We start from the raw sequence: 19,344 nt of genomic DNA on the forward strand, positions 1-19,344 counted from the left end.
GCTCACGAGGTCGCGGATTTCAGGTTGACGCCGCCCGAACAATTCCATAAATCTGGATATATGGAAACAGAAGAAGCCGTCCTGGCGCTCGCCGCGCTGTCTCAACCGACCCGTCTGGAGGCGTTCCGGGCGCTGGTCAGACACGAGCCTGACGGTCTTGCGGCCGGCGATCTCGCACGCCTGCTGGAAGTCCCCCAGAACACGCTCTCGGCGCATCTGTCGATTCTGAGCCGCGCGCGCCTCGTGATGTCCGAGCGGCACAGCCGTTCGATCGTCTACCGCGCCAACCTCGGTGAATTTCGCGACGTCGCCGTCTTCCTGCTGCGCGATTGCTGCGGCGGACGGCCGGAAGTCTGCGAGCCCGTCGTCGAGACTTTGCAATCGTGCTGCGCTCCCAAGCGAAGGAAGAAGGTCCATGCCTGACCGCGTCTACAATGTGCTGTTCCTCTGTACGGGCAATTCGGCCCGTTCCGTGCTCGCGGAATCGATCCTTCGCAAGGACGGTGCCGGCCGCTTCCGGTCCTTCTCCGCGGGGAGCACGCCGAAAGGCGCCGTGCATCCGCTGGCGCTACGCACGCTGCAGAGCATGGACTACCCGACCGACGGGATGCGCTCGAAGAGCTGGCTCGAGTTCGCCGCGCCCGATGCGCCGGTGATGGATTTCGTCTTCACCGTCTGCGACAATGCCGCCGGCGAATCCTGTCCGGTCTGGCCGGGTCAGCCGACGACTGCGCATTGGGGCATCGAAGATCCTGCGGCCGTCGAAGGCACCGAGATTGAAAAACTTGCGGCCTTCTCGACGGCCTTCCGCTACTTGAAGAACCGCATTGGCGCGTTCGTGAACCTGCCCCTCAGCGGCATCGACCGGCTTTCGCTCGGAACCAAGCTGCGGGAAATCGGCCGCTCCGAGGGGGCAACCTCCGGCAAGAGCGACGTCGCGTGACCATGAGCATCTTCGAACGATACCTCACCTTGTGGGTCGCGCTTTGCATCGTGGTCGGCGTCGCATTGGGGCACGTCATGCCCGGCTTCTTCGGCGCGGTTGCAGCCGCCGAGGTCGCCAAGGTCAACCTGCCGGTCGCGATACTGATCTGGCTCATGATCGTGCCGATGTTGTTGAAGATCGACTTCGGCTCACTGGGCCAGGTCCGGGAGCATTGGCGCGGCGTCGGCGTCACCCTCTTCATCAATTGGGCCGTGAAGCCGTTCTCGATGGCGCTGCTGGGCTCCTTCTTCATCGGTCACGTCTTCGCACCGTGGCTGCCGTCCGACCAGATCCCGTCCTACATCGCCGGCTTGATCCTGCTTGCGGCTGCCCCCTGCACTGCGATGGTGTTCGTGTGGTCCAATTTGTGCGAAGGGGAGCCCCACTACACTCTGAGCCAGGTCGCACTCAACGACGTGATCATGGTTTTCCTGTTCGCGCCGCTCGTGGGGTTGCTGCTCGGAGTGGCCTCGATCAGCGTCCCCTGGGACACGCTGCTTCTGTCGGTTCTGCTTTACATCGTTGTTCCCGTGATTGTCGCTCAGCTGTGGCGCAAGATGCTGCTGCGAGGCGGCGACGCCAGCTTCAACCGCGTCATGCAGATGCTGCAGCCTCTCTCGCTTGTCGCGCTCCTCGCGACATTGGTGCTGCTCTTCGGCTTCCAGGGAGAGCAGATCGTCAGGCAGCCCGGCGTCATCGCGATCCTTGCCGTCCCGATCCTCGTGCAAGTCTATCTCAATGCGGGCCTGGCCTATTGGCTGAGCCGGCGGTTCGGCGTGGCCTGGTGCGTCGCGGCTCCGGCTGCCCTCATCGGCGCGAGCAACTTCTTCGAGCTGGCCGTCGCCGCCGCAATCAGCCTGTTCGGCCTGGACTCCGGCGCAGCGCTGGCGACCGTGGTCGGCGTCCTCGTAGAGGTCCCGGTGATGCTGTCCGTCGTCCGTATCGTCAAGGCCACGCGGGGCTGGTACGAAGCGGGGACTGGTAAAGTCCCGACGGCTGCCGAGGCCCGCCAATGAACTCATCATTTGCCGGCGGCGGTGCGGCAGCGATGATGCCGGACTGCCAGTCATGGAGACAATTCGATGAGCGTCACGATCTATCACAACCCTGCATGCGGCACCTCGCGCAACACGCTGGCGATGATCCGGCAGAGCGGCACTGAGCCCGTCGTCATCGAATATCTCAAGACGCCGCCCTCGCGGGAGAAGCTCGAGGAATTGATCGCAACGATGGGCATTCCGGTCCGCGCGCTGCTGCGCGAGAAGGGAACACCGTACAAGGAACTCGGCCTGGACGATCCCAAATGGACCGACGACCAGCTCCTCGATTTCATGATCGCCCATCCCATCCTGATCAACCGTCCGATCGTGGTGACGCCAAGGGGCACGCGCCTGTGCCGGCCGTCGGAGGCCGTGATGGATATCCTGGACAATCCGGTTGGCCGCTTCGTGAAGGAAGACGGCGAGGTGGTCGAGGCGCGATAGGCTCGCATCTTTTCCCTGGGCCACACCGGCCCGGACCAAGCGTCCGCGTTGAACGCGGAGCTATCCGAGCAAGAAGCCCTTCAACCCCGCATAGATCGATCCGACGCCGGTCGCGGCGACGCCGGCCAGCGGCCCCGCGGTCTGCATGAGGTCCTGGATCAGGCGGGCGCGGCGGCGCAGTTGCTCCTCGCCGACGTGTTGCCCGAGTAGGCGCGCTGCACGGAAGGCGAACGCATTCGGTTTGCCGCCCTGTGTCAGCACACGCGGCAGGATCTGGAAGATCATGACGCTGAGAATGTTTCCGGAGACGAAAGCGAGCAGTATGCTGGCGCCATATTCGAAGACCTCCCGCCACTCGATCCAGATCGTCGGCAGGATCGGGACATCATCGTGCAGGCCGGTGACCGTCAGCATCGCCAGGATGCTGACGCCTGCGGCCAGGAACGCCAGCACGAATGCCGTCAGGGCGGAGACCCGGTGCAGCGGATAGGCCACGAATCCGAACAGGAGCGGGATGACGATCGATGCAATCCGAAGTGGGATCGGCGACACGTTGAAGGTGATGGTCACGAGCACATGCGCGATCACCAGCAGCAGGGACGGAATGAGGACGTAGAGCACCGCATGCGTTCCATAATAACGCAGCGGGTTGTTGTAGCGTTCGAGGCGGACATTGACGCGATCGAGATCGCGCCTGAGCTTGTCCAGCTCGGCGACGATCTCGTCAATCTCGAGCAGCGTCGGCCGTACGACGCGTAAGTCTCGCGAACAATGCTTGCACGCGATGGCTTCGTCCTTGATCGTCTCGGAGCAGAACGGACACTCCATCGCTAGCGCGACTTTCTCCGCTTCATGATGGCTTCGACCTCGTCCCTGGCCCGCCGCAGTTCATCGCGCAGCTCCTCGCGCTTGCGCAGGAGATCGTCGCGCTCCGCGAGCAGCGTGGCGGGGACGGCGATGTCGCGCCCGCACGAGGCGCAAACCAGCGCGCCCTCTGCACTCTCGGACCGGCAGTAAGGACACGTCACTTGGGTGCGACCTTCAGGGTGAATACAGTCGTGCCAGGCCGGCCATCACTGTCCTTGATATCGACGCGCACCGTGTATTCGCCGGGCGGCAGCTCCGCATCCTGCATGTTGATGCCGTCGGGCGCCACGAACGGCTTGACCCTAGGGGTCAGGTCGACGTTCGGCGACCGGAGGAAGATCACCTTGACCGACTCCGGATCGATCCTTGCCCCGCCATAGGATTGAAATTTCAGCACCAGCCGGAGAGGTGAGCTCGCGGAGCCGCCCGGCGAGACGAACTCGACCTTGGGACCGCGCAGGATGCCGCGCTGATCGACGGCAACCGCTCCCTTCGGCGGCGGCAATTTCGCTTCCTCCTCCGTGATCAACAGCGTGGCGCGCGACGGTGTCGAGAACGACAAACCTGCAGCCACGAGGCTCAACAAGACTTTCCGCTTCATTTCCCTGCCCCCTTCCCGTTCGTCAACGCAAGCCGCCATCGCCGATGATGGTGTAGGGCGCCCAGAATAGCGGATGCGCATAGGCAAACTCGGTCTTGCCTTCGCTGTTGAGGTAGCCCGGACCATCGACGAGGGCCATCGCCGCCTGCCGCAGCGCTTCACTGCGCGACAGCTTGGGATCGTCGGCCTGACGCTTGAACAGGTCGGTCACCAATTGCCGCGCCGACTGTGAATGGACCGACCAGTTCGTCACCAGCAGCGCCCGCGTTCCGGCGTAGAAGAATGCGCGCCCAAGCCCCGATGCCGCCTCCGCTCCTGCTCCGGCACCAGCGCCGGTGTTGCAGGCCGACAGGATGACCCAGTCCGCATCCAGCTTGAGGCCCAGGATCTCCTCCATGGTCAGGAGGCCGTCGCCGCCCTCACCCGTCACCGCCGGCGACGACAAAGCGAGCGCCGGCTGCGTCAGCCCGTTCAGCTCGCCCGGGACCAGTCCATGGGTCGCAAAGGCCAGGATCCTGAAGCCAGACAGATTCATCGTCTTCACCGCGCTCTCGGTCGCGCTCTTGCCGAGAAACAGCACCTTGGAGGGGTCCGCCTGCAAGGCGAGCGCGATCGATTTCAACTCGTCGGCGGTATCGGGCAGACGGGGCAGGAGGCCGAGCTCGGCGCTGTCGACGCCTTCCAGCTTGGGACTGTTGCGCCGCTTCAGCGGGCCGCCGCGGGTGATGTTGCCGCCGGCGTCGGCGACCTGAATCTTCTCGCCTCCGCCTTCCGCCTCGACCTGCTGCTCGCTGTTGAAATAGGGATCGCCAAAGGCCACGAGGTCGCCGCGGCCGGGCTTGCCCGGCGGCAATTGCCGCAGCGTGCGCAGCGCCGCCGCCGAAGGCACCGTCGACACGGCATGGGTTCGCGCCAGCCACGGCACATTGCGATAACCGATGAAGAGCGGGTCCTCGTCGGCAGACACTTCCGCCGGCGCCGTCGGCAACAGGGACAGCGGCAACAATCCCAGCGCGCCGTTGGTCACGACGATCACGTTCCTGGCCGGCTTCCAGCCGCTCTCGACCGGCTTGAGCAGCAGTTCGTAGAGCTCGTGGCCGAGTTTGAGGTCGAAGGGCGGAATGTCGGAGATCATCGCAGCTTGCGGCTCGAGCGCTTCGCGCAGCTTGCGGATCTTCGTCTCGATGTCGCCGATCCTGGCCTGGACGGCGGCGAACGCCACCGGCCCGGACTTCGGCACGGCCCAGACGAAACTGCCGTTCTGGCCGAAGTAGAACGACAGCATGGCCTCATCGTCGGCCAGCGTGGCGCGGATCTCGGCGACGCTCGGCGGCCTGGGCGAAACGAGATCGGCGTAAATCGGAAACTTCTGCTTGATCTCCTGGCGCGCCTTGTCGCGCTGCCCGCGCAAGGCGCCAATCGAAGCCTGGATTTGCGCAACGCCCTTCTCGTCCCGTTCCGCCGCGGGAAGCGCGAGCACGTTGTTGAGCGTGCCGAGCTGGGCATTGACCTGCTTGGTGAGGTCCTGCTCCTTGCGCACGAGCTCGGCAAGCGCAGGGTCCTTTGCCGCCGCACGCGCACTCGAAGCCGCCAGCGCCTGCTGCACCGAACGGCCGCGGACAGCATCAGCGAGGCCGAACGTCTCTTCGCCGACCTCCTTACCGGTTCCTACGGCCCTGGCAAGCAGCAGCAGATAGCTCTCCACGATGGTCTGCAGCCGCTGGCTGCGCGCGGCCACCACCGTCGTGTTCTCATCGTCGGCGTTTTCTCCGGCGCTCGCCACCATGACCGGGATGGCAGCCTTGAACTCCCGGATGGCTTCCGCATCGCGGCGTGCGCGCATCAGTCCAACCGCCAGCGTGCCGCGCGCCGAGGCGGAGTCGAAATGATTCTCGCCGACCCGGGCGACCTGCTTCTTCACCAGCTGCTCGGCCGCGGCGATGCCTGCGTCCAACTGACCGGAGCCGTAAAGCGAGAGGATCCGGGACGGATTGAGTTCGAACACCTGACGGCGCTGCGGATCCCAGCCGGCCACGGCCTTGTCGATCCTCGCAAACATCTCGTTCGCTTCGGCGTTCTGGCGCCGAAGCGTCAGAATGCCGGCGAGCTGCGACAGCAATTGTACCGTCGTCTGCGAGTCCTCCGGCACACCCACGCTTTTGTTGATCTCGAGCGCCACACGACCGAGCTTCTCGGCCTCCTCGTAACGGCCCTGATCGACCAGAATGCCCGCCAGCCCCATCACGAAACGCGGCGTGACGGGATTGTACTTGCCGGTGTCCTTCAGGCGCGAGAGCAGCGCGCGACGCGCGTCCGTCTCGGCCTCGGCGAGCCGGCCCTGCTTCGCCTTCATCCGCGCCTGGTTCAACACGGTGCCGTCGATCGCCTGCTGCAGGAGTGTTTCCGCCGGCGCGTTGTCCGACTCCATGATCGCCTTCGTGCTTGCGCGCTTGCGCACCTCCGCATTGCGATACGCGGTCTCGGCGTCGGCAAACTGTCCGCGCGCCTCGAAAATCAGGGCGCGAGCCAGCTCCAGCTCGCCCTCCCAGCTCTGGCCGAACCTGGAATAGGCCGATCGCCAATTGGGATGGCCACTGGTCCGGGCCTCCTGGATCGCGGTCTGGCTGCGACGCAGATAGGCTTCAGCCTGTGCGACGTCGCCCATCTGGATGAGAACGGCCGCGACCCCGCGGTTGGTGTTGAACTGCCATCCCTTGGCGCCCGGCATACTGGCCGCTTCGCGCAGAAGCCTCTGCATGATCTCGAGCGCGCGCTTCGGGTCCCCCGCCAGAGCGTGCTGCAGCGACTGAAGCTGCAACATCCGCGCCAGCAAATTCGGACTGACGGCGCCGCGCCCGACTTCCACGGCCTTGTCGGCGTCGGACATCGCCTCGGCGAGCCGGCCGAGCTGCGCGCGCGCGTTGGCGCGATCGAAATAGAGCTCCGCGAGATCCTGACGGGATTCCTTGCCGGTCGGTGCGGCTTCGGCGTCCGACTTCAATTTCGCGATCGTCTTCTCGTCGGGCTTGTCGCCGTCGAGGATCGCCGTGATGTCGGCGATGCTGCGGGGCGGCGCGACGAAATCCTTCGGCAGCGCGGTGCCTGCCTCGAGCTTGGGTGCCATTTCCTTGGGAAGTTCGACTGCGACATTGGCGCGGCCATTGGCGGCATTCAGTGCCGCCATCACGCAGGCCCTGACCTGGGGCGAGGCCTTGGCGCGGCAAGCTTCGAGATTGGCACCGCCGGCCGGCCCTCCACCTGCGCGCATGCAGGCCTGCACGATCGGCCTGCCGACCGTCATCCGGCAATTCTCGAGCGCCGCTTCCTTGGTCAGCGCAGTTGCAGAGCCGGTTGACCCTAGCAGAAGGGCAAGGGTCAGCAGTTGGCGTGGGGTAAGGTCCAGACGGCTCTTAAATGGACCAATGGCGTCCAAGCGCATCTCGAACAACCTTTGAAAAAATAACTTGATGAAACGGGACCATCCTATCCGGACCGTACGGAAGGACAAGGGCAATCAAGGCGGTTCCCGGATGCCTTAACAGGCCAGGCGGCTGCGGCCGGCATGAGGTGGCGGCGGCTTCAGGCTTGCTTCGCTGACTTGGCCGCAAGGGCGAGATGGCTGCGCTCGGCCGGCAGCGGGTTGTATGGTCAGCCCTTCGAGACGACCGCCCGGCCGTAGGGCGGCTGTGCCGCGACCGGGGGATTGGCGGTCTGGGCGGCGAGCTCGCCGATCAGGCGGTCGGCATCGGCGGCCATGCCGTCGGGGGCCTGGATCACCAGGCGTTCCAGCGCCCAGCGGTAGGACGAGATGCGCTGCTCCAGGCACTGCTGCACCCACTGGACGATCAACGAGTTCTCCTGCATGCGCGCGACCGCATCGTCCCTCTCCCTTGGCGAGAGCGCGGAGACGCGCGCCATGCTGGCATCGCGCTTCCTGTCGAGATCGATGACGCGGATCGCGCTGGCGAAGAACGGCTCGAACCGCGTGATGTCGTTGCGGACGTCCTCGATCAGTTGCGCATAGCGCGAGGAATGCGAGCGGTGCGGTTCGTCGATCAGCGTGCGTCCGTACATGGTGCGGTCGAACACGACCTTCTGCCGCCAGGGCGAGGGCAGCGCCTTGTAGTCACCGAACACGCTCTTCCAGGCCGGCCGCGACAGCGGCGGCTCGATCATCGGATAGGCGAGATCGCGAAGCTGGCGCTCTTCGTCGGTGAGCTGGAATTGCGAGGGCTGCAGGCCGACGCTGGAGGTGACCTCCGCGCCCAGCCAGCGGTGCATGTCGTCGCTGCGCATGTCGGCGCGGGTGCGGCCGAAATCGCCGCCGCTGCAGGCGCACAGCCCCGCGCCAAGCAGCGTGAGCAGGACGGCCGAGAGGACGGGCCGGATCTGGCGGACGGATTCCGGCATTGCGTGAAGCCGGATGTCAGCGGCGGCGACGACGGCGCCCCGGCGCTGCGCCCTGCTCCGGCCCGCGATCGCCGCTGGTTTCGTCCGCCTCACGCTCGATCCGGATCACGGGAAGGATCACGACCGTTCCCATGTCCGCGCGCGGAGCGACATCCCCCGGCGAGCCCACCCGGCGACCGGCCGGAAATTCGATGATGGTCCCCATGTCAGCTCTCTCAATTGCCGTGCGACCGAACGCGCCTCTGCAACGTGGCGATCATTAAGATCAGTTCATGGTTAACGGGATGTAAACGCGCGCCCTTGGACCGTAACCGCACGGGCGCGCCGCGCCGTCCCGTTGCGGTACGACAATGCCCTGAATTGCAGGGCCGGCTTCACGCCTCATTTTCCTTAACGAGGCTTTAAAAGAACCTGCGCTAGGCTCGCTCGCAAGTATCTCTTCCGAGTTGCGTACGCCTCCATGACCAAGTCGCTGTTTCCCGGATTCGACGGGCTGATGAACCTGTCCCGTCGCGAAGGTGTCGACGTCCGTCCGACGCTGCTGCGCGTGCTGACCGACCTGTATGTCCAGACCGGCACCCACAGCGAGGACGAGCAGCGGCAGTTCGTCGAGCTCGCCACGCGGCTGATCGACCAGGTCGACGATGCAACGCGCGCGGCCGTCAAGGCGCGGCTCGCGGTCTATCCGCACACGCCCGTCCCGGTCCTGCAGAAGCTCGGGCTGGTCGCGGCACAGGAAGGCCGCAGGGTTCCATTACCTCCCTCTCCGGCGCGCGGGCCGGCCGAGCCCGAGCAGCGCATCACCGCCGACATGGCGATGCAGCCGAAGGAGGCGGCCGAGATCCACGACATGTTCTTCCGCGCCGGCGCCTCCGAGCGCGCGCTGATCCTGCACAATCTGGCACAGACCCCGCTGAAGGCCGCCCCCCGCATCCCGACCGTGCGCGCCAAGCGCGCGATCCAGATCCTGGAAATGGCGGCGATCGCGGGCGACGTCGAGAATTTCACCTTCGAGCTCGGCGACAGCTTGATCCTGCCCTCGCGCGTCGCAGCCCAGATCGCCGACGATACCAGCGGCGAGGCGCTCGCGGTCGCCGCGCGCGCACTCGACATGCCGAGCCCCGTCTTCCAGCGCATCCTCTTGTTCTTCAAGCCGGAGATCGGGACGTCGGTGAACGCCGTGTACCGGCTGTCGCGGCTCTACGACCGCCTCGCCGAGCGCTCGGCGCTGGTGATGCTGGCGGCCTGGCGCGGCTCGACGCTCGCCGTCACGCGCGCAAAGTACCAGGCAGCACTGCATGACGGCGAACGCCAGCGCGCGCGTGCGGGCGCGAGCCAGACGCGGCCGGGCGCGCAGCCCGGCTCCAGCCACACGGTGCGGAAGGGCACCGGTTCGTCGGATCGCTAATTCGCTACCCCTGTCTCTACGGGCAGCGGCATTGAGTGTGGGATGAGCGTCGGTCCCACGATCGTCATTGCGAGGAGCCCTTGCGACGAAGCAATCCAGAATCCCTCCGCGGAGAGATTCTGGATTGCTTCGCTGCGCTCGCAATGACGGCGGGGATAGTTACACCTTCGCCAGTTCCAGAAAATGCCGTCCGGCACGGTCCTCGGTCTCGACGATCCAGGCGTCGGAATCGAAGCGGATCTCCTTGGTCAGCCGCTCCTCGATCGTGTGCTCCGGCAGAGGCTGCGGTGAGACGGGCACGAAGAAGCGATCGATGGGCCGGCCGTCGTCATAGACGGTCTGCGGCGCCGGCGCGTACAGCATCGCATTGCCGTCGAGCAGCGACACCTTGACGAACACCGCGCCCGCCTCCTCGGCGCCGCGGCGTCGCACGGCGCCGAACACGCCCTCGGTCTGGCAGCGGCGCAAGTAAGCCGCCACCCAAATGTTGGATTTCAAACGCATGAATTCGACGATAGGCGAGTGCGAGGTCTCACGCCAGCCTCACTTCGTCCGTCTCACGCCTTGCGCGTGCTCTCCTGGCCGCCGCGAATCTGGGTCGCGACGAAATATGACAGCGGCATCGCCAGCGCGAATCCAACGGCCACGGCGTAGGGAATGTTCTTGATGGCATCCGCCGCAAGGCTCGGCACCATCAGCACCACGATCAGACTGATTCCAGCCAACGTGGTTCCCAACATGATCCAGACCAGAATCGAAACCTTGAACATGACGACCTCTCTCTTCCCTGATGAGGATGAGCGATCATGTTCCCCAAATCCGCCGGCCGTCATTGATCCCCAGCAAATCCCGCGCCCGCGGACGCCGAGCTGATGTGCGGACGCGCACTATGCGGAATTGATCGGCGTCAATGACAGGCGGTACGACTACTCGACGGGATGGCCGATCGCAGCGCCGAGCTCGCGCAGCAGCCGATCGGACACCTGCCCGGTGACGGGCATCTTGTGCTCGCGCTCGAACTTCTGGATCGCGGACTGGGTCTCGCCGCCCATCGTGCCCGTGATCTTCAGATTGCCGTAGCCATATTCGGACAGCGCGCGCTGCACGCCGGCGATACGCCGCGCGGCCGGGCTTTGCGCCGGAATCGGCGCCGGCGGACGCAGGGCCGCGGGCGGCGCCGAGGTGGTCGCCTTGACCAGGTTCGTCATCGGATCGCTCGCGCGCGTCGAAGCGGTCGCCTCGACGGGCTTTTCGGGCGCCTTCTCGACGGCACGCTCGGCAGGTTTGGGCTCGACGCGGAACTCCGTCGCGCGCGGCTCGAGCGGCGAGCTATCGGCGCCGACGGGCCGCGGGCGCGGCATCGGGTTCGCCAGCGGCACGGACGACGGCGCGGGAAGATTGATCACCGTGCCGAACATCGGCGCGGGATGCCGGCCGGTCTGGAGGAACAGCGCGTTGGCAACGATCGCACTGATCGCGGCGGCGACGACGAGGCCGGCCAGCGTATCCTTGGGGCTGTGCAGCAGCACGCGCAGCACGAGGTTGCGCTCGGTTTCGACATCGACGACCGCGGCCTTGGCGCCACGACGGCGCGGAGCGGCTTCGTCCTTTGCAGACTTCCTAGGCACTTTTCTTCACCAGAGCGGGTTGGTCCTGAGACTGGTCGTGAGTTTGGTCGTGAAGGTCCTGACCTTGAAGGTCCTGGCGCAGCACCGGCGTCAGCGTCGCGATCTTGCCCTCGCTCGCCTTGTCATGGGCCGGCCTGATTTGCGGCGGCGTGTAGACGAGCGGCAGCTTGACGGTGACGGCGGTGCCCTCTCCCAACCTGCTTTGTACCGTCAATTCGCCGAGATGCAACGCCACGAGACTCTTGACGATCGAAAGTCCAAGACCGGTGCCCTCGTGACGGCGCTGATAGGTCCTGCCGGCCTGAAAGAACGGCGCGCCGATGCGCTTGAGGTCGTCGGGCGCGATGCCGACGCCGGTGTCGCTGACGCGCAGCGTCAGCTGCGAACCCGACACCGCGGCTGATACGCAGACCTGGCCGCCGCGCTCGGTGAACTTGATCGCATTGGCGACGAGGTTGAGCACGATCTGCTTGAATGCCCTGGGATCGCCGGTCATGACGGGCAGGTCCTGCGGCGCGTCGGTGATCAGGTCGATGCCGTTCTCCCGCGCCTTCAGCGCCAGCAGATTGCAGCAATGGAGCAGCGAGGCGCGCGGTGCGAACGGCTCGGACGCAATCTCGAAATTGCCCGATTCCATCTTCGACATGTCCAGGATGCCGTTGACGACCGACAGCAGATGCTGGCCGGAATCGTTGATGAGCTGGGCGTATTCCTTGCGCTGGGCCGCCCCCAGCATCAGGCTCTGCTCCTGCGCGATCATCTCGGAGAAGCCGATGATGGCGTTGAGCGGCGTGCGCAGCTCATGGCTCATGGTGGCGAGGAAGCGCGTCTTGGCGGCATCGGCCGTCTCGGCGGCGCTGCGCGCCTGATCCAGCGCCTGCTCGAAAAGCTTGCGGTCGGTGACGTCGCGCATCACCGCGACGACTTCGGCTTCGCGGGTTGTGTCACGATCGGTATCCTGGCGGCCGAGATCCAGGTCGAGCGGGCGGCAGCGCATCTCGACCCAGATGAAATCGACCTCACCGCGCTCGGAACCAACGGGCTCCCGCCGCAAGCGGAACTCGACGCTTGCGACGTCGCCGCGCGCCGCATCCGACAGAGCGGTGAGATAGGCCGGCCGATCGGCGACATGGACGCGGTCGAACAGGCCGTGGCCGAGCAGTTGCGCCACTTGCACGCCGAGCATGGCCTCCACCGCCGGCGAGATGAACTGCACGGCCCCATTGCGCTGATGCCGCGAAATCACGTCGCTCATGTTGCGCGCGAGCAGGCGGTAACGCTCCTCCTCGCGCGACAAGAGCGCGACACTGGTGCGCGCGAGCGATTCCGCGCCGAAGGCGAGCCCTGCGGCATAGAGGGTCGCAGACGCGATGCCGAAGGCCATCAGCACGCCGCGCTCCGCCGCGCTCGGCTCCTCCACCGGCAGCCAACCGAGCTGGCTGATCAGGATCAGCATTCCGGCGCAGGACAGCGCGAGCAGCGAGGCAAAGGCCGCGACGCGGCGCGAGGCCGACAGCGCGGCTTCGAGTGGAACCACGATCAGCCAGACCGCGGCGAATGATTGGATCCCGCCCGTCGTGACCGCGACCGCCATGATCAGGCCGGCGAGCGCCAGCGACGACAGCACATGCGCGCCTTCGTAGCGCCCGGTGCGCGACAGGAACCAGGCCAGCATGATGGGCGCGATCAGCCAGGCAAAGGCCGCGACCTCGACCGCGCTCGGCGCACCGCGCATGGCGAGATAAACCGGGAATGCGGCAAAGGCGGCCAGGCTGCCGAGCAGCCGCGGCGCCATGAAGGCACGATGGCGCGCTCGCATCAGCGCATCGTAGCGCGCGGAGGGATGCAGCAGCGCATCGAGACAATCGCGGATGATACTCAAAACTGTCACGGGTCTCGCGCTTCGGCTCAATCGTCTCTTGGAAGACGCGCCGGAACGCCTCCTTGTCGTTGAGCCACCGTGTCAGAGCGACCTTAAACGAGTGCTAAGGCGACGCCGCGTGCGGCCGGACACCGCGCGATCGCGAAGCTTTTTAGACGATTTGGCGACGTCTTCGGTCGGGATGGTGAACACAGGGTTTCACCTTCCTGCGCATGGTTTCGAATTGGTGGATGCGGGGCGGCCGGCGGGATCACGAGCGCGGGCGTCAATCGAAAATTTACGACACCGTCGGCTTCGAAGAATCCTGCGCAAATTTTCCGCGAATTAAGCTCAAGGCAATCACTTGCGATTTATCGAGAGTTGCTAGGTCCGACTTCCGCGGAGATCGCCGCGGGCGGAATCTAACGGACAGGTCGCAAGATGCGCTTTCTGCTTCGCATCACATTCTGGCTCGGGCTGGTGCTGGTGCTCCTGCCGCGGGACAAGACGCCCGAATCGGAGAAGCTGCCGCAGATCGGCGCCGCCGACGCGGTGCAGGCTGCGACTGCGGCCGTCTCCGACATGACCCATTTCTGCAAGCGCCAGCCGGCCGCCTGCGAGGTCGGCGGACAGGCCGCGACCATCATCGGCCAGCGGGCCCAGGACGGCGCCAAGAAGCTCTACCAGATCATCAACGACAAGAAAGAGCAGATCACCAACGACAAGAACGAGAAGACCGACAAGACCGACAAGAAGGCGCCCGACCATACCGGCTCGATCGCCATGGCCGGCGAAGGCAACGGTGCCGCAAGCGAGGCGCCGGGCGATACCCTGACCCAGGACGACCTCGCGCTGGAATGGCGCGGCCCAGGGCCAGCGAATTAGCGGCCAAACCCTATCGATTTCACGGCTTCGCAACCCTATATTGGCCTGAACGCGAACACGGGCCAACATGACGACGATCGACGAAATCAGGGACAATTTCGAGCTTCTGGACGAGTGGGATGACCGCTACCGGTATGTCATCGAGCTCGGCCGCACCCTGGAACCGATGCCGGAGGCGGAACACTCCGCCGCCAACAAGGTGCAGGGCTGCGTCAGCCAGGTCTGGCTCCAGAAGCTGGTCGACCGCAGCAATGGCGAGCCGATCCTGAGATATCGCGGCGACAGCGACGCGCATATCGTGCGCGGGCTGGTTGCGATCGTGCTTGCGCTCTATTCGGGCCGCACGCCGCAGCAGATCCTCGCTACCGACGCGATCGCCGTGTTCAACGAGTTCGGCTTTCGCGATCACCTGACGCCGCAGCGCTCCAATGGCCTGCGCTCGATGGTCGAGCGCATCAAGACCGACGCAAAACAGGCGCTCGCGGAAGCGACGTAGGAAATCACTTCCGCTTTCGCTGCTGCTGTCCGAGGCCCATCTGCTTGGCAAGCTGCGAGCGCGCCACCGCATAGTTCGGGGCGACCATGGGATAGTCGGCCGGCAAGCCCCACTTCTCGCGGTATTGCTCCGGCGTCATGTTGTACTGCGTTCGCAAATGGCGCTTCAGCGACTTGAAGCGCTTGCCGTCTTCCAGACAGACCAGATAATCGGGCGCGATCGACTTCTTCAGCGACACGGCCGGCTTGGCGGGCTCGAGCGGCGCCGCCTCGGCGCGGCCCGACGACACCCGCACCAGAGCGCCATGCACCTGGCTGATCAGGTTCGGAATCTCAGCCGCCGGCGTGGGATTGTTGCTGAGATAGGCCGACACGATGCTTGCCGTCAGCTCGATGAAATTCCTGGCCCCCGCGTCCGACATCGGCCGCCCTCCCTCCACCTTGCGTCTCACGGGATTGACGACGCCGGAGTATTCCATGTCAACAATACATTCGGCTCAAATAAGATAACGGACGATGATGTGCCTGATTACTGGTGAACGGCGCTGCTTTACTTATGCGCGGCAGCCTCAACCGCGCTGGTCGAGATGGGCGCGGAGCTCGTCGATCGAGGCAAAGCGCATCATGCCTTCCGGCATCTGCGCCTCGATCGAGCCGTCGGAATAGAGCGAATAGGCCATGCCGTCGACGACGCCGGATTTGAGCACGGTCACGGGTGCCGGCTCGACGGGCGGCGGTGGTTCGGGTGCAGGCGGTGGGGCGGCCTCCGCAAAGGTCGAGGGGGAGCGCGGCGGCGGACGGCGCGGGGGAGGAGCCGGCGGCTCCTGCGGGCGCATACGATCCGGCCTCGGCCAGGCCGCATCAAAGCTCGCGGGCGGATGGTCCGGCGCCTCACCGGGCTCCTCCGCAGGTGGCTGCGACGCCGCGCCTTCGGTGGCCTTCTCCGCGCGCTCGCGCTCCTTGCGCGAGGTCGAGGTGAACAGCAGGTTGCGCCGGCGCGGCGCTTCCGCGGCGGGTGGCGGCGCAGGAGCTTCGGCTTCCTGCGGCCCCTCGACCCGCGGACGCTCGCGCGCGGCAGCTTCGCTCTGCCACGGCCGCGGGCCTGCGGGTGGTGGTGGCGGCGGCGCCGGCTCGGGCGTGACCGTGCCTGACACGGCGAGGCCCGGCAGCACGGGCCTGACCCGAACATCGGACGGCGCGATCGCGGCGGCCAGCCGGCGAGCGATGCCCTTGAGCTCGAGCAGCACGAGATACAGGCCGACCAGTAACATTCCGGAGCAGACGCCGATGACGCCGGAGATTATGAGAGTTCCGCCGAGGCTGAATTCCCTGATCGTCAGGCCGAAAATGACCGCAAGGAGACCCGCCAGGAGGGCGCAAATCCCCACGATCAACAATGCCAAGCTCATCGAACTCACCCCCGGCCGCGCATCCACACGCGACAACCGCTACGCCACGATACCGTCATACGATGTTCCACGCCAACGGCCAATTGTAGGCGGTGTTCCTAAAGGAAAGGAAATCAGGGACTTATTCACATTCCCTTCAGCTCCGGCTCGGTACTGCTCAGGGTCCTCCGAGGAACGGGAATTGCTGCGTCGCATCAGGATTTTAGCTATAATGCCCAATTACTTGGTAATGGAACTGCGCTATAGGGAGTCCGGGGAGCAGGCCCGCGCGCACCGGCAGGGCCAAGAGGGGATCCCGGGGCACCGACCGCTATGACATCCATCACGACTTCGGTGATCGACACGCCCTTGCGGCGCTCGGTCGAGCGGACTTGCGACGATCTCGCCATGCTGGTGCTGGCTGCGGTCGCCGTCATCGCAGGCTTGACGTTCCGCGACTACGGGCTCGGCTGGGACGACTACACCCACGCTGAATACGCCGACCTGCTGCTGCGCATGTTCGGTTCCGGCTTCAAGGACACCGCGGCGCTCTCCTTCGCCAATCTCTACATGTATGGCGGCGGCTTCGACATGGTCGCGGCCCTCCTGCACAAGGTCATCCCGCTCGAGCTGTTCGAGACGCGCCGCCTGGTCGGGGCCATCGTCGGCGTGATCGGCCTTGCCGTGACGTGGCGGCTCGGCCGCCGCGTCGGCGGACCTCTTGCGGGTCTTGCCTCGCTCCTGCTGCTCGCGCTCTGCCCGATCTTCTACGGCCACATGTTCATGAACCCGAAGGATGCGCCCTTCGCGGTGGCCATGATCATCCTGATGCTCGGCCTCGTCCGTCTCGCCGAGGAATATCCGCGGCCGTCGCCGCGCACGGTCCTCATCGTCGGCCTGGGTGCCGGTCTTTCGCTCGGCTGCCGCATTCTCGGCGGGCTCGCACTCGTCTACGCCGTGCTCGGCTTCATACCGCTGCTGCTGGAGGAACTGCGCACTGAGGGTTTGCGCGAGTCGGTCCGCCGCTTTGCCCATGTCGTCTATGTGCTGCTGCCCGGCCTCGTGCTCGGCTACCTCGTGATGGGCCTGATCTGGCCGTGGTCGATCATGGAGCCCGGCAATCCCTTCGATGCGCTGACCTACTTCTCGCATTTCTTCGAGAAGCCGTGGAAGGAGATGTTCGACGGCGCGATCGTGTCGGTGCCCGACATGCCCTGGTCCTATCTGCCGACGCTGTTCGCACTGCAGCTGCCGGAGGTGATGCTGGTGCTGACGACCGGCGCCGTGTTCAGCACCTTCGCCATGCTGCCGCGGCGCGGGGTGCCGACGCGCCGCAAGACCATCCTCTTGATGCTGACGCTGGCTGCGACCCTGCCGCTCGCGATCGCGATGGTGAAGCGCCCGGCGTTGTACAACGGCATCCGTCATTTCGTCTTCGTGATCCCGCCGATGGCGGTGCTCGGCGGCGTCGCGTTCGCCTGGGCCATGGAGCGCCTGCGCGCCAATCACCGCACCTGGCAGCCGGTCGTGCTCGCCACCTTCTGCTTCGGCCTCGCGCTGTCGCTCGCCGAGATGATCCGGCTGCACCCCTACCAATACACGCATTTCAACCACATCGCCGGGACCGTTCGCGGCGCCGACGACCGCTTCATGCTGGACTATTGGGGCCTCGCCCTGAAGCAGGCCTCCGACGAATTGCGCGAGCAGCTCGTCGAGCGCCAGGAAGTGCCGCCCAGCAACCGCAAATGGAAGGTCGCGGTCTGCGGTCCGCAACGCCCGGCCCAGGTCGCGCTCGGACCTGACTTCACCATCGGGTGGGATTCCAACGCGGCCGATTTCGCCATGACGCTCGGCGAGTTCTACTGCAAGGGCCTCACCGCGCCCGTCATGGTCGAGATCAAGCGCGACGACGTGGTGTTCGCCCGCGTCTACGACATCCGCGGCCGCGGCATCTCCAGCCTGCTGTCGATCCCGGCGCCGTAAATTCTGTCCCCGGTCTCCGGGCTGCCCAAGAAAAACGCAGCCGTGGCCTGGAGAGCGCCATACATCCGGGACCTTCGGGGCAGCCCCGCCTATCCCTTGCGCTCATGCGGGCTACGCTGAACTGCCGCGCTTTTGGCCGTCTTGCTGCCAGCCCGCAGCAAGACTAGGTTTCCGCTCCGCAACAACGATGTTTCGGAGAGACCAGCCATGTCGCCAGCGGAAGCGCGCCTCAGGGAAGTGCCGTCCAACATGACGGAGGCGGAGTGGCAGCAACGGGTCAATCTCGCCGCCTGCTATCGCCTCGTCGCGCTGTACGGCTGGGACGATCTGGTCGACACCCACATCTCGGCGCGCGTGCCCGGTCCCGACCATCACTTCCTCATCAACCCTTACGGACTGATGTTCGAGGAAATCACGGCCTCGAGCCTCGTCAAGGTCGACCTGCACGGCAACCAGCTTTCCGAGAGCGAATACAGCATCAACCCGGCCGGCTTCACCATCCATTCGGCGATCCACGAGGTGCGCGAGGACGCGATCTGCGTGCTGCATCTCCACACGCTCGACGGCACCGCGGTGTCGAGCAGCGCCGAAGGCCTGCTGCCGCTGAACCAGACTGCCCAGCTCGTCACCCACGACCTCGCCTATCACGATTATGAAGGCATTGCGCTCGACCACGACGAGCGGCCGCGGCTGCAGAAGGATCTCGGCGACCACAACCACATGCTCCTGCGCAACCACGGCACGCTCACGGTCGGCCGCTCGGTCGCCTCCGCCTTTGAGCGCATGTATCACCTCGAGCGCGCCTGCTCGATGCAGGTGCGCACGCGCGCGCTGGGCACGCCGGTCTATCCGGTCGACGATACCGCGATCGACAAGAACACCGAACTGCTGTCGAACCGCGACCGCGCCGAGCTGCGCGCCACCAACCTCGTCTGGCCGCCCCTGCTGCGCAAGCTCGACCGCGTCAATCCCGGCTACAGGTCTTGAGATTTTCGCGATCTGGTGTAGAGTAGCGCCCAACGAACCTCTACGCCTTTTGGAATGAAACGCCACCCAATCCCGGGCGGCGTTTTTGTTTGCGACGGTGGTCGCCGCACCCGTCATTGCGAGGAGCCCGCGACAAAATTGCGAAGCAATTTTGCGCTGGCGACGAAGCAATCCAGACTGCTTCCGCGGACGGATTCTGGATTGCTTCGCTGCGCTCGCAATGACGGGGATAGAGTCTTCGCAACGGATGAAGGTCTCGTAGGGTGGGCAAAGCGCAGCGTGCCCACGTCTTCTTTATTCGTCATCACTGAGAGATGGTGGGCACGGCGCTACGCGCCTTTGCCCACCCTACGCACTAAGGC

The 19,344-nt window shown here is 65.5% G+C and carries 21 protein-coding genes; 9 read left to right on the top strand and 12 right to left on the bottom strand.

The genetic code is table 11. The features are described from left to right. Positions 1-60 precede the first annotated feature (60 nt). The 4 genes from IVB23_RS08155 to arsC all read left to right on the top strand — a co-directional run bounded on the left by IVB23_RS08155 (position 61) and on the right by arsC (position 2,469). On the top strand, positions 61-423 hold the full coding sequence (locus IVB23_RS08155; protein ID WP_061878004.1) for a metalloregulator ArsR/SmtB family transcription factor: 363 nt from the start codon (positions 61-63) through the stop codon (positions 421-423). Continuing rightward, positions 416-943, top strand: coding sequence for an arsenate reductase ArsC (locus IVB23_RS08160; RefSeq protein WP_061878005.1), 528 nt, complete (start codon positions 416-418; stop codon positions 941-943). Before IVB23_RS08155 ends, IVB23_RS08160 begins: the two co-directional genes overlap by 8 nt. Positions 944-945: 2 nt before the next feature. Further along, positions 946-2,001 (top strand): ACR3 family arsenite efflux transporter, encoded by a 1,056-nt coding sequence (arsB, locus tag IVB23_RS08165; protein WP_247804798.1) that lies wholly within the window; start codon positions 946-948, stop codon positions 1,999-2,001. A 66-nt stretch (positions 2,002-2,067) separates the two neighbouring features. Then, positions 2,068-2,469, top strand: coding sequence for an arsenate reductase (glutaredoxin) (gene arsC / locus IVB23_RS08170; RefSeq protein WP_197965267.1), 402 nt, complete (start codon positions 2,068-2,070; stop codon positions 2,467-2,469). 60 nt (positions 2,470-2,529) lie between these two features. Here arsC and IVB23_RS08175 read toward each other — a convergent pair whose 3' ends face one another. The 6 genes from IVB23_RS08175 to IVB23_RS08200 all read right to left on the bottom strand — a co-directional run bounded on the left by IVB23_RS08175 (position 2,530) and on the right by IVB23_RS08200 (position 8,552). Continuing rightward, positions 2,530-3,297, bottom strand: coding sequence for a hypothetical protein (locus IVB23_RS08175; RefSeq protein ID WP_197965268.1), 768 nt, complete (start codon positions 3,295-3,297; stop codon positions 2,530-2,532). Between the two features lie 2 nt (positions 3,298-3,299). After that, positions 3,300-3,497, bottom strand: a complete 198-nt coding sequence (locus IVB23_RS08180; RefSeq protein ID WP_061878009.1) for a hypothetical protein — start codon at positions 3,495-3,497, stop codon at positions 3,300-3,302. After that, positions 3,494-3,937 carry a hypothetical protein gene (locus tag IVB23_RS08185; RefSeq protein ID WP_061878010.1) on the bottom strand — a complete coding sequence of 148 codons (444 nt, stop codon included), beginning with the start codon at positions 3,935-3,937 and terminating at the stop codon, positions 3,494-3,496. Before IVB23_RS08185 ends, IVB23_RS08180 begins: the two co-directional genes overlap by 4 nt. Positions 3,938-3,959: 22 nt before the next feature. Then, the gene (locus tag IVB23_RS08190; RefSeq protein ID WP_246515189.1) at positions 3,960-7,238 is read right to left on the bottom strand and encodes a CHAT domain-containing protein; all 3,279 of its coding nucleotides are present in this window, start codon (positions 7,236-7,238) and stop codon (positions 3,960-3,962) included. 347 nt (positions 7,239-7,585) lie between these two features. Further along, entirely contained in the window at positions 7,586-8,347 is a 762-nt protein-coding gene (locus tag IVB23_RS08195) for a hypothetical protein (RefSeq protein WP_061878011.1), read from the bottom strand. 16 nt (positions 8,348-8,363) lie between these two features. Beyond that, positions 8,364-8,552 (bottom strand): hypothetical protein, encoded by a 189-nt coding sequence (locus IVB23_RS08200; RefSeq protein WP_061878012.1) that lies wholly within the window; start codon positions 8,550-8,552, stop codon positions 8,364-8,366. 255 nt (positions 8,553-8,807) lie between these two features. Between IVB23_RS08200 and IVB23_RS08205 the strand changes: the two genes are divergently transcribed. Next, the gene (locus IVB23_RS08205; RefSeq protein WP_197965270.1) at positions 8,808-9,755 is read left to right on the top strand and encodes a DUF2336 domain-containing protein; all 948 of its coding nucleotides are present in this window, start codon (positions 8,808-8,810) and stop codon (positions 9,753-9,755) included. Between the two features lie 159 nt (positions 9,756-9,914). Here the strand turns inward: IVB23_RS08205 and IVB23_RS08210 are convergent, their stop codons facing one another. From IVB23_RS08210 to IVB23_RS08225, 4 genes are all read right to left on the bottom strand, one after another. Then, the gene (locus IVB23_RS08210; protein ID WP_197965271.1) at positions 9,915-10,259 is read right to left on the bottom strand and encodes a DUF1491 family protein; all 345 of its coding nucleotides are present in this window, start codon (positions 10,257-10,259) and stop codon (positions 9,915-9,917) included. A gap of 53 nt (positions 10,260-10,312) precedes the next feature. Then, positions 10,313-10,525 carry a hypothetical protein gene (locus IVB23_RS08215; protein WP_061878015.1) on the bottom strand — a complete coding sequence of 71 codons (213 nt, stop codon included), beginning with the start codon at positions 10,523-10,525 and terminating at the stop codon, positions 10,313-10,315. 156 nt (positions 10,526-10,681) lie between these two features. Next, positions 10,682-11,383, bottom strand: coding sequence for a peptidoglycan-binding domain-containing protein (locus IVB23_RS08220; protein ID WP_247803180.1), 702 nt, complete (start codon positions 11,381-11,383; stop codon positions 10,682-10,684). Continuing rightward, on the bottom strand, positions 11,376-13,274 hold the full coding sequence (locus tag IVB23_RS08225; RefSeq protein WP_197965272.1) for an ATP-binding protein: 1,899 nt from the start codon (positions 13,272-13,274) through the stop codon (positions 11,376-11,378). Before IVB23_RS08225 ends, IVB23_RS08220 begins: the two co-directional genes overlap by 8 nt. Before the next feature lie 411 nt (positions 13,275-13,685). Between IVB23_RS08225 and IVB23_RS08230 the strand changes: the two genes are divergently transcribed. Then, positions 13,686-14,129, top strand: coding sequence for a DUF5330 domain-containing protein (locus tag IVB23_RS08230; RefSeq protein ID WP_247803181.1), 444 nt, complete (start codon positions 13,686-13,688; stop codon positions 14,127-14,129). Positions 14,130-14,196: 67 nt separating this feature from the next. Next, positions 14,197-14,625 (top strand): SufE family protein, encoded by a 429-nt coding sequence (locus IVB23_RS08235; RefSeq protein ID WP_247803182.1) that lies wholly within the window; start codon positions 14,197-14,199, stop codon positions 14,623-14,625. Between the two features lie 4 nt (positions 14,626-14,629). Here the strand turns inward: IVB23_RS08235 and IVB23_RS08240 are convergent, their stop codons facing one another. Then, complete coding sequence (locus IVB23_RS08240; RefSeq protein ID WP_061878641.1) at positions 14,630-15,046, bottom strand: MucR family transcriptional regulator; 417 nt, start codon at positions 15,044-15,046, stop codon at positions 14,630-14,632. A 147-nt stretch (positions 15,047-15,193) separates the two neighbouring features. Beyond that, positions 15,194-16,033 carry a DUF308 domain-containing protein gene (locus IVB23_RS08245; protein WP_247803183.1) on the bottom strand — a complete coding sequence of 280 codons (840 nt, stop codon included), beginning with the start codon at positions 16,031-16,033 and terminating at the stop codon, positions 15,194-15,196. A 312-nt stretch (positions 16,034-16,345) separates the two neighbouring features. Between IVB23_RS08245 and IVB23_RS08250 the strand changes: the two genes are divergently transcribed. Both IVB23_RS08250 and IVB23_RS08255 read left to right on the top strand, forming a co-directional pair. Continuing rightward, entirely contained in the window at positions 16,346-17,995 is a 1,650-nt protein-coding gene (locus IVB23_RS08250) for a glycosyltransferase family 39 protein (RefSeq protein ID WP_247803184.1), read from the top strand. 207 nt (positions 17,996-18,202) lie between these two features. Continuing rightward, the gene (locus tag IVB23_RS08255) at positions 18,203-18,982 is read left to right on the top strand and encodes a class II aldolase/adducin family protein (RefSeq protein ID WP_247803185.1); all 780 of its coding nucleotides are present in this window, start codon (positions 18,203-18,205) and stop codon (positions 18,980-18,982) included. Positions 18,983-19,344: the final 362 nt, after the last annotated feature.

Origin of the sequence: Bradyrhizobium sp. 191 (assembly GCF_023100985.1) — a bacterium.
Lineage (GTDB): Bacteria > Pseudomonadota > Alphaproteobacteria > Rhizobiales > Xanthobacteraceae > Bradyrhizobium > Bradyrhizobium diversitatis.

Bases quoted from the DNA above. Each gene is read 5' to 3' on its own strand.
- IVB23_RS08155 (WP_061878004.1), top strand. From the start codon at position 61: ATGGAAACAGAAGAAGCCGTCCTGGCGCTCGCCGCGCTGTCTCAACCG.
- IVB23_RS08160 (WP_061878005.1), top strand. From the start codon at position 416: ATGCCTGACCGCGTCTACAATGTGCTGTTCCTCTGTACGGGCAATTCG.
- arsB (WP_247804798.1), top strand. From the start codon at position 946: ATGAGCATCTTCGAACGATACCTCACCTTGTGGGTCGCGCTTTGCATC.
- arsC (WP_197965267.1), top strand. From the start codon at position 2,068: ATGAGCGTCACGATCTATCACAACCCTGCATGCGGCACCTCGCGCAAC.
- IVB23_RS08175 (WP_197965268.1), bottom strand. From the start codon at position 3,297: ATGGAGTGTCCGTTCTGCTCCGAGACGATCAAGGACGAAGCCATCGCG.
- IVB23_RS08185 (WP_061878010.1), bottom strand. From the start codon at position 3,937: ATGAAGCGGAAAGTCTTGTTGAGCCTCGTGGCTGCAGGTTTGTCGTTC.
- IVB23_RS08190 (WP_246515189.1), bottom strand. From the start codon at position 7,238: ATGACGGTCGGCAGGCCGATCGTGCAGGCCTGCATGCGCGCAGGTGGA.
- IVB23_RS08195 (WP_061878011.1), bottom strand. From the start codon at position 8,347: ATGCCGGAATCCGTCCGCCAGATCCGGCCCGTCCTCTCGGCCGTCCTG.
- IVB23_RS08200 (WP_061878012.1), bottom strand. From the start codon at position 8,552: ATGGGGACCATCATCGAATTTCCGGCCGGTCGCCGGGTGGGCTCGCCG.
- IVB23_RS08205 (WP_197965270.1), top strand. From the start codon at position 8,808: ATGACCAAGTCGCTGTTTCCCGGATTCGACGGGCTGATGAACCTGTCC.
- IVB23_RS08210 (WP_197965271.1), bottom strand. From the start codon at position 10,259: ATGCGTTTGAAATCCAACATTTGGGTGGCGGCTTACTTGCGCCGCTGC.
- IVB23_RS08215 (WP_061878015.1), bottom strand. From the start codon at position 10,525: ATGTTCAAGGTTTCGATTCTGGTCTGGATCATGTTGGGAACCACGTTG.
- IVB23_RS08230 (WP_247803181.1), top strand. From the start codon at position 13,686: ATGCGCTTTCTGCTTCGCATCACATTCTGGCTCGGGCTGGTGCTGGTG.
- IVB23_RS08235 (WP_247803182.1), top strand. From the start codon at position 14,197: ATGACGACGATCGACGAAATCAGGGACAATTTCGAGCTTCTGGACGAG.
- IVB23_RS08240 (WP_061878641.1), bottom strand. From the start codon at position 15,046: ATGTCGGACGCGGGGGCCAGGAATTTCATCGAGCTGACGGCAAGCATC.
- IVB23_RS08245 (WP_247803183.1), bottom strand. From the start codon at position 16,033: ATGAGCTTGGCATTGTTGATCGTGGGGATTTGCGCCCTCCTGGCGGGT.
- IVB23_RS08250 (WP_247803184.1), top strand. From the start codon at position 16,346: ATGACATCCATCACGACTTCGGTGATCGACACGCCCTTGCGGCGCTCG.
- IVB23_RS08255 (WP_247803185.1), top strand. From the start codon at position 18,203: ATGTCGCCAGCGGAAGCGCGCCTCAGGGAAGTGCCGTCCAACATGACG.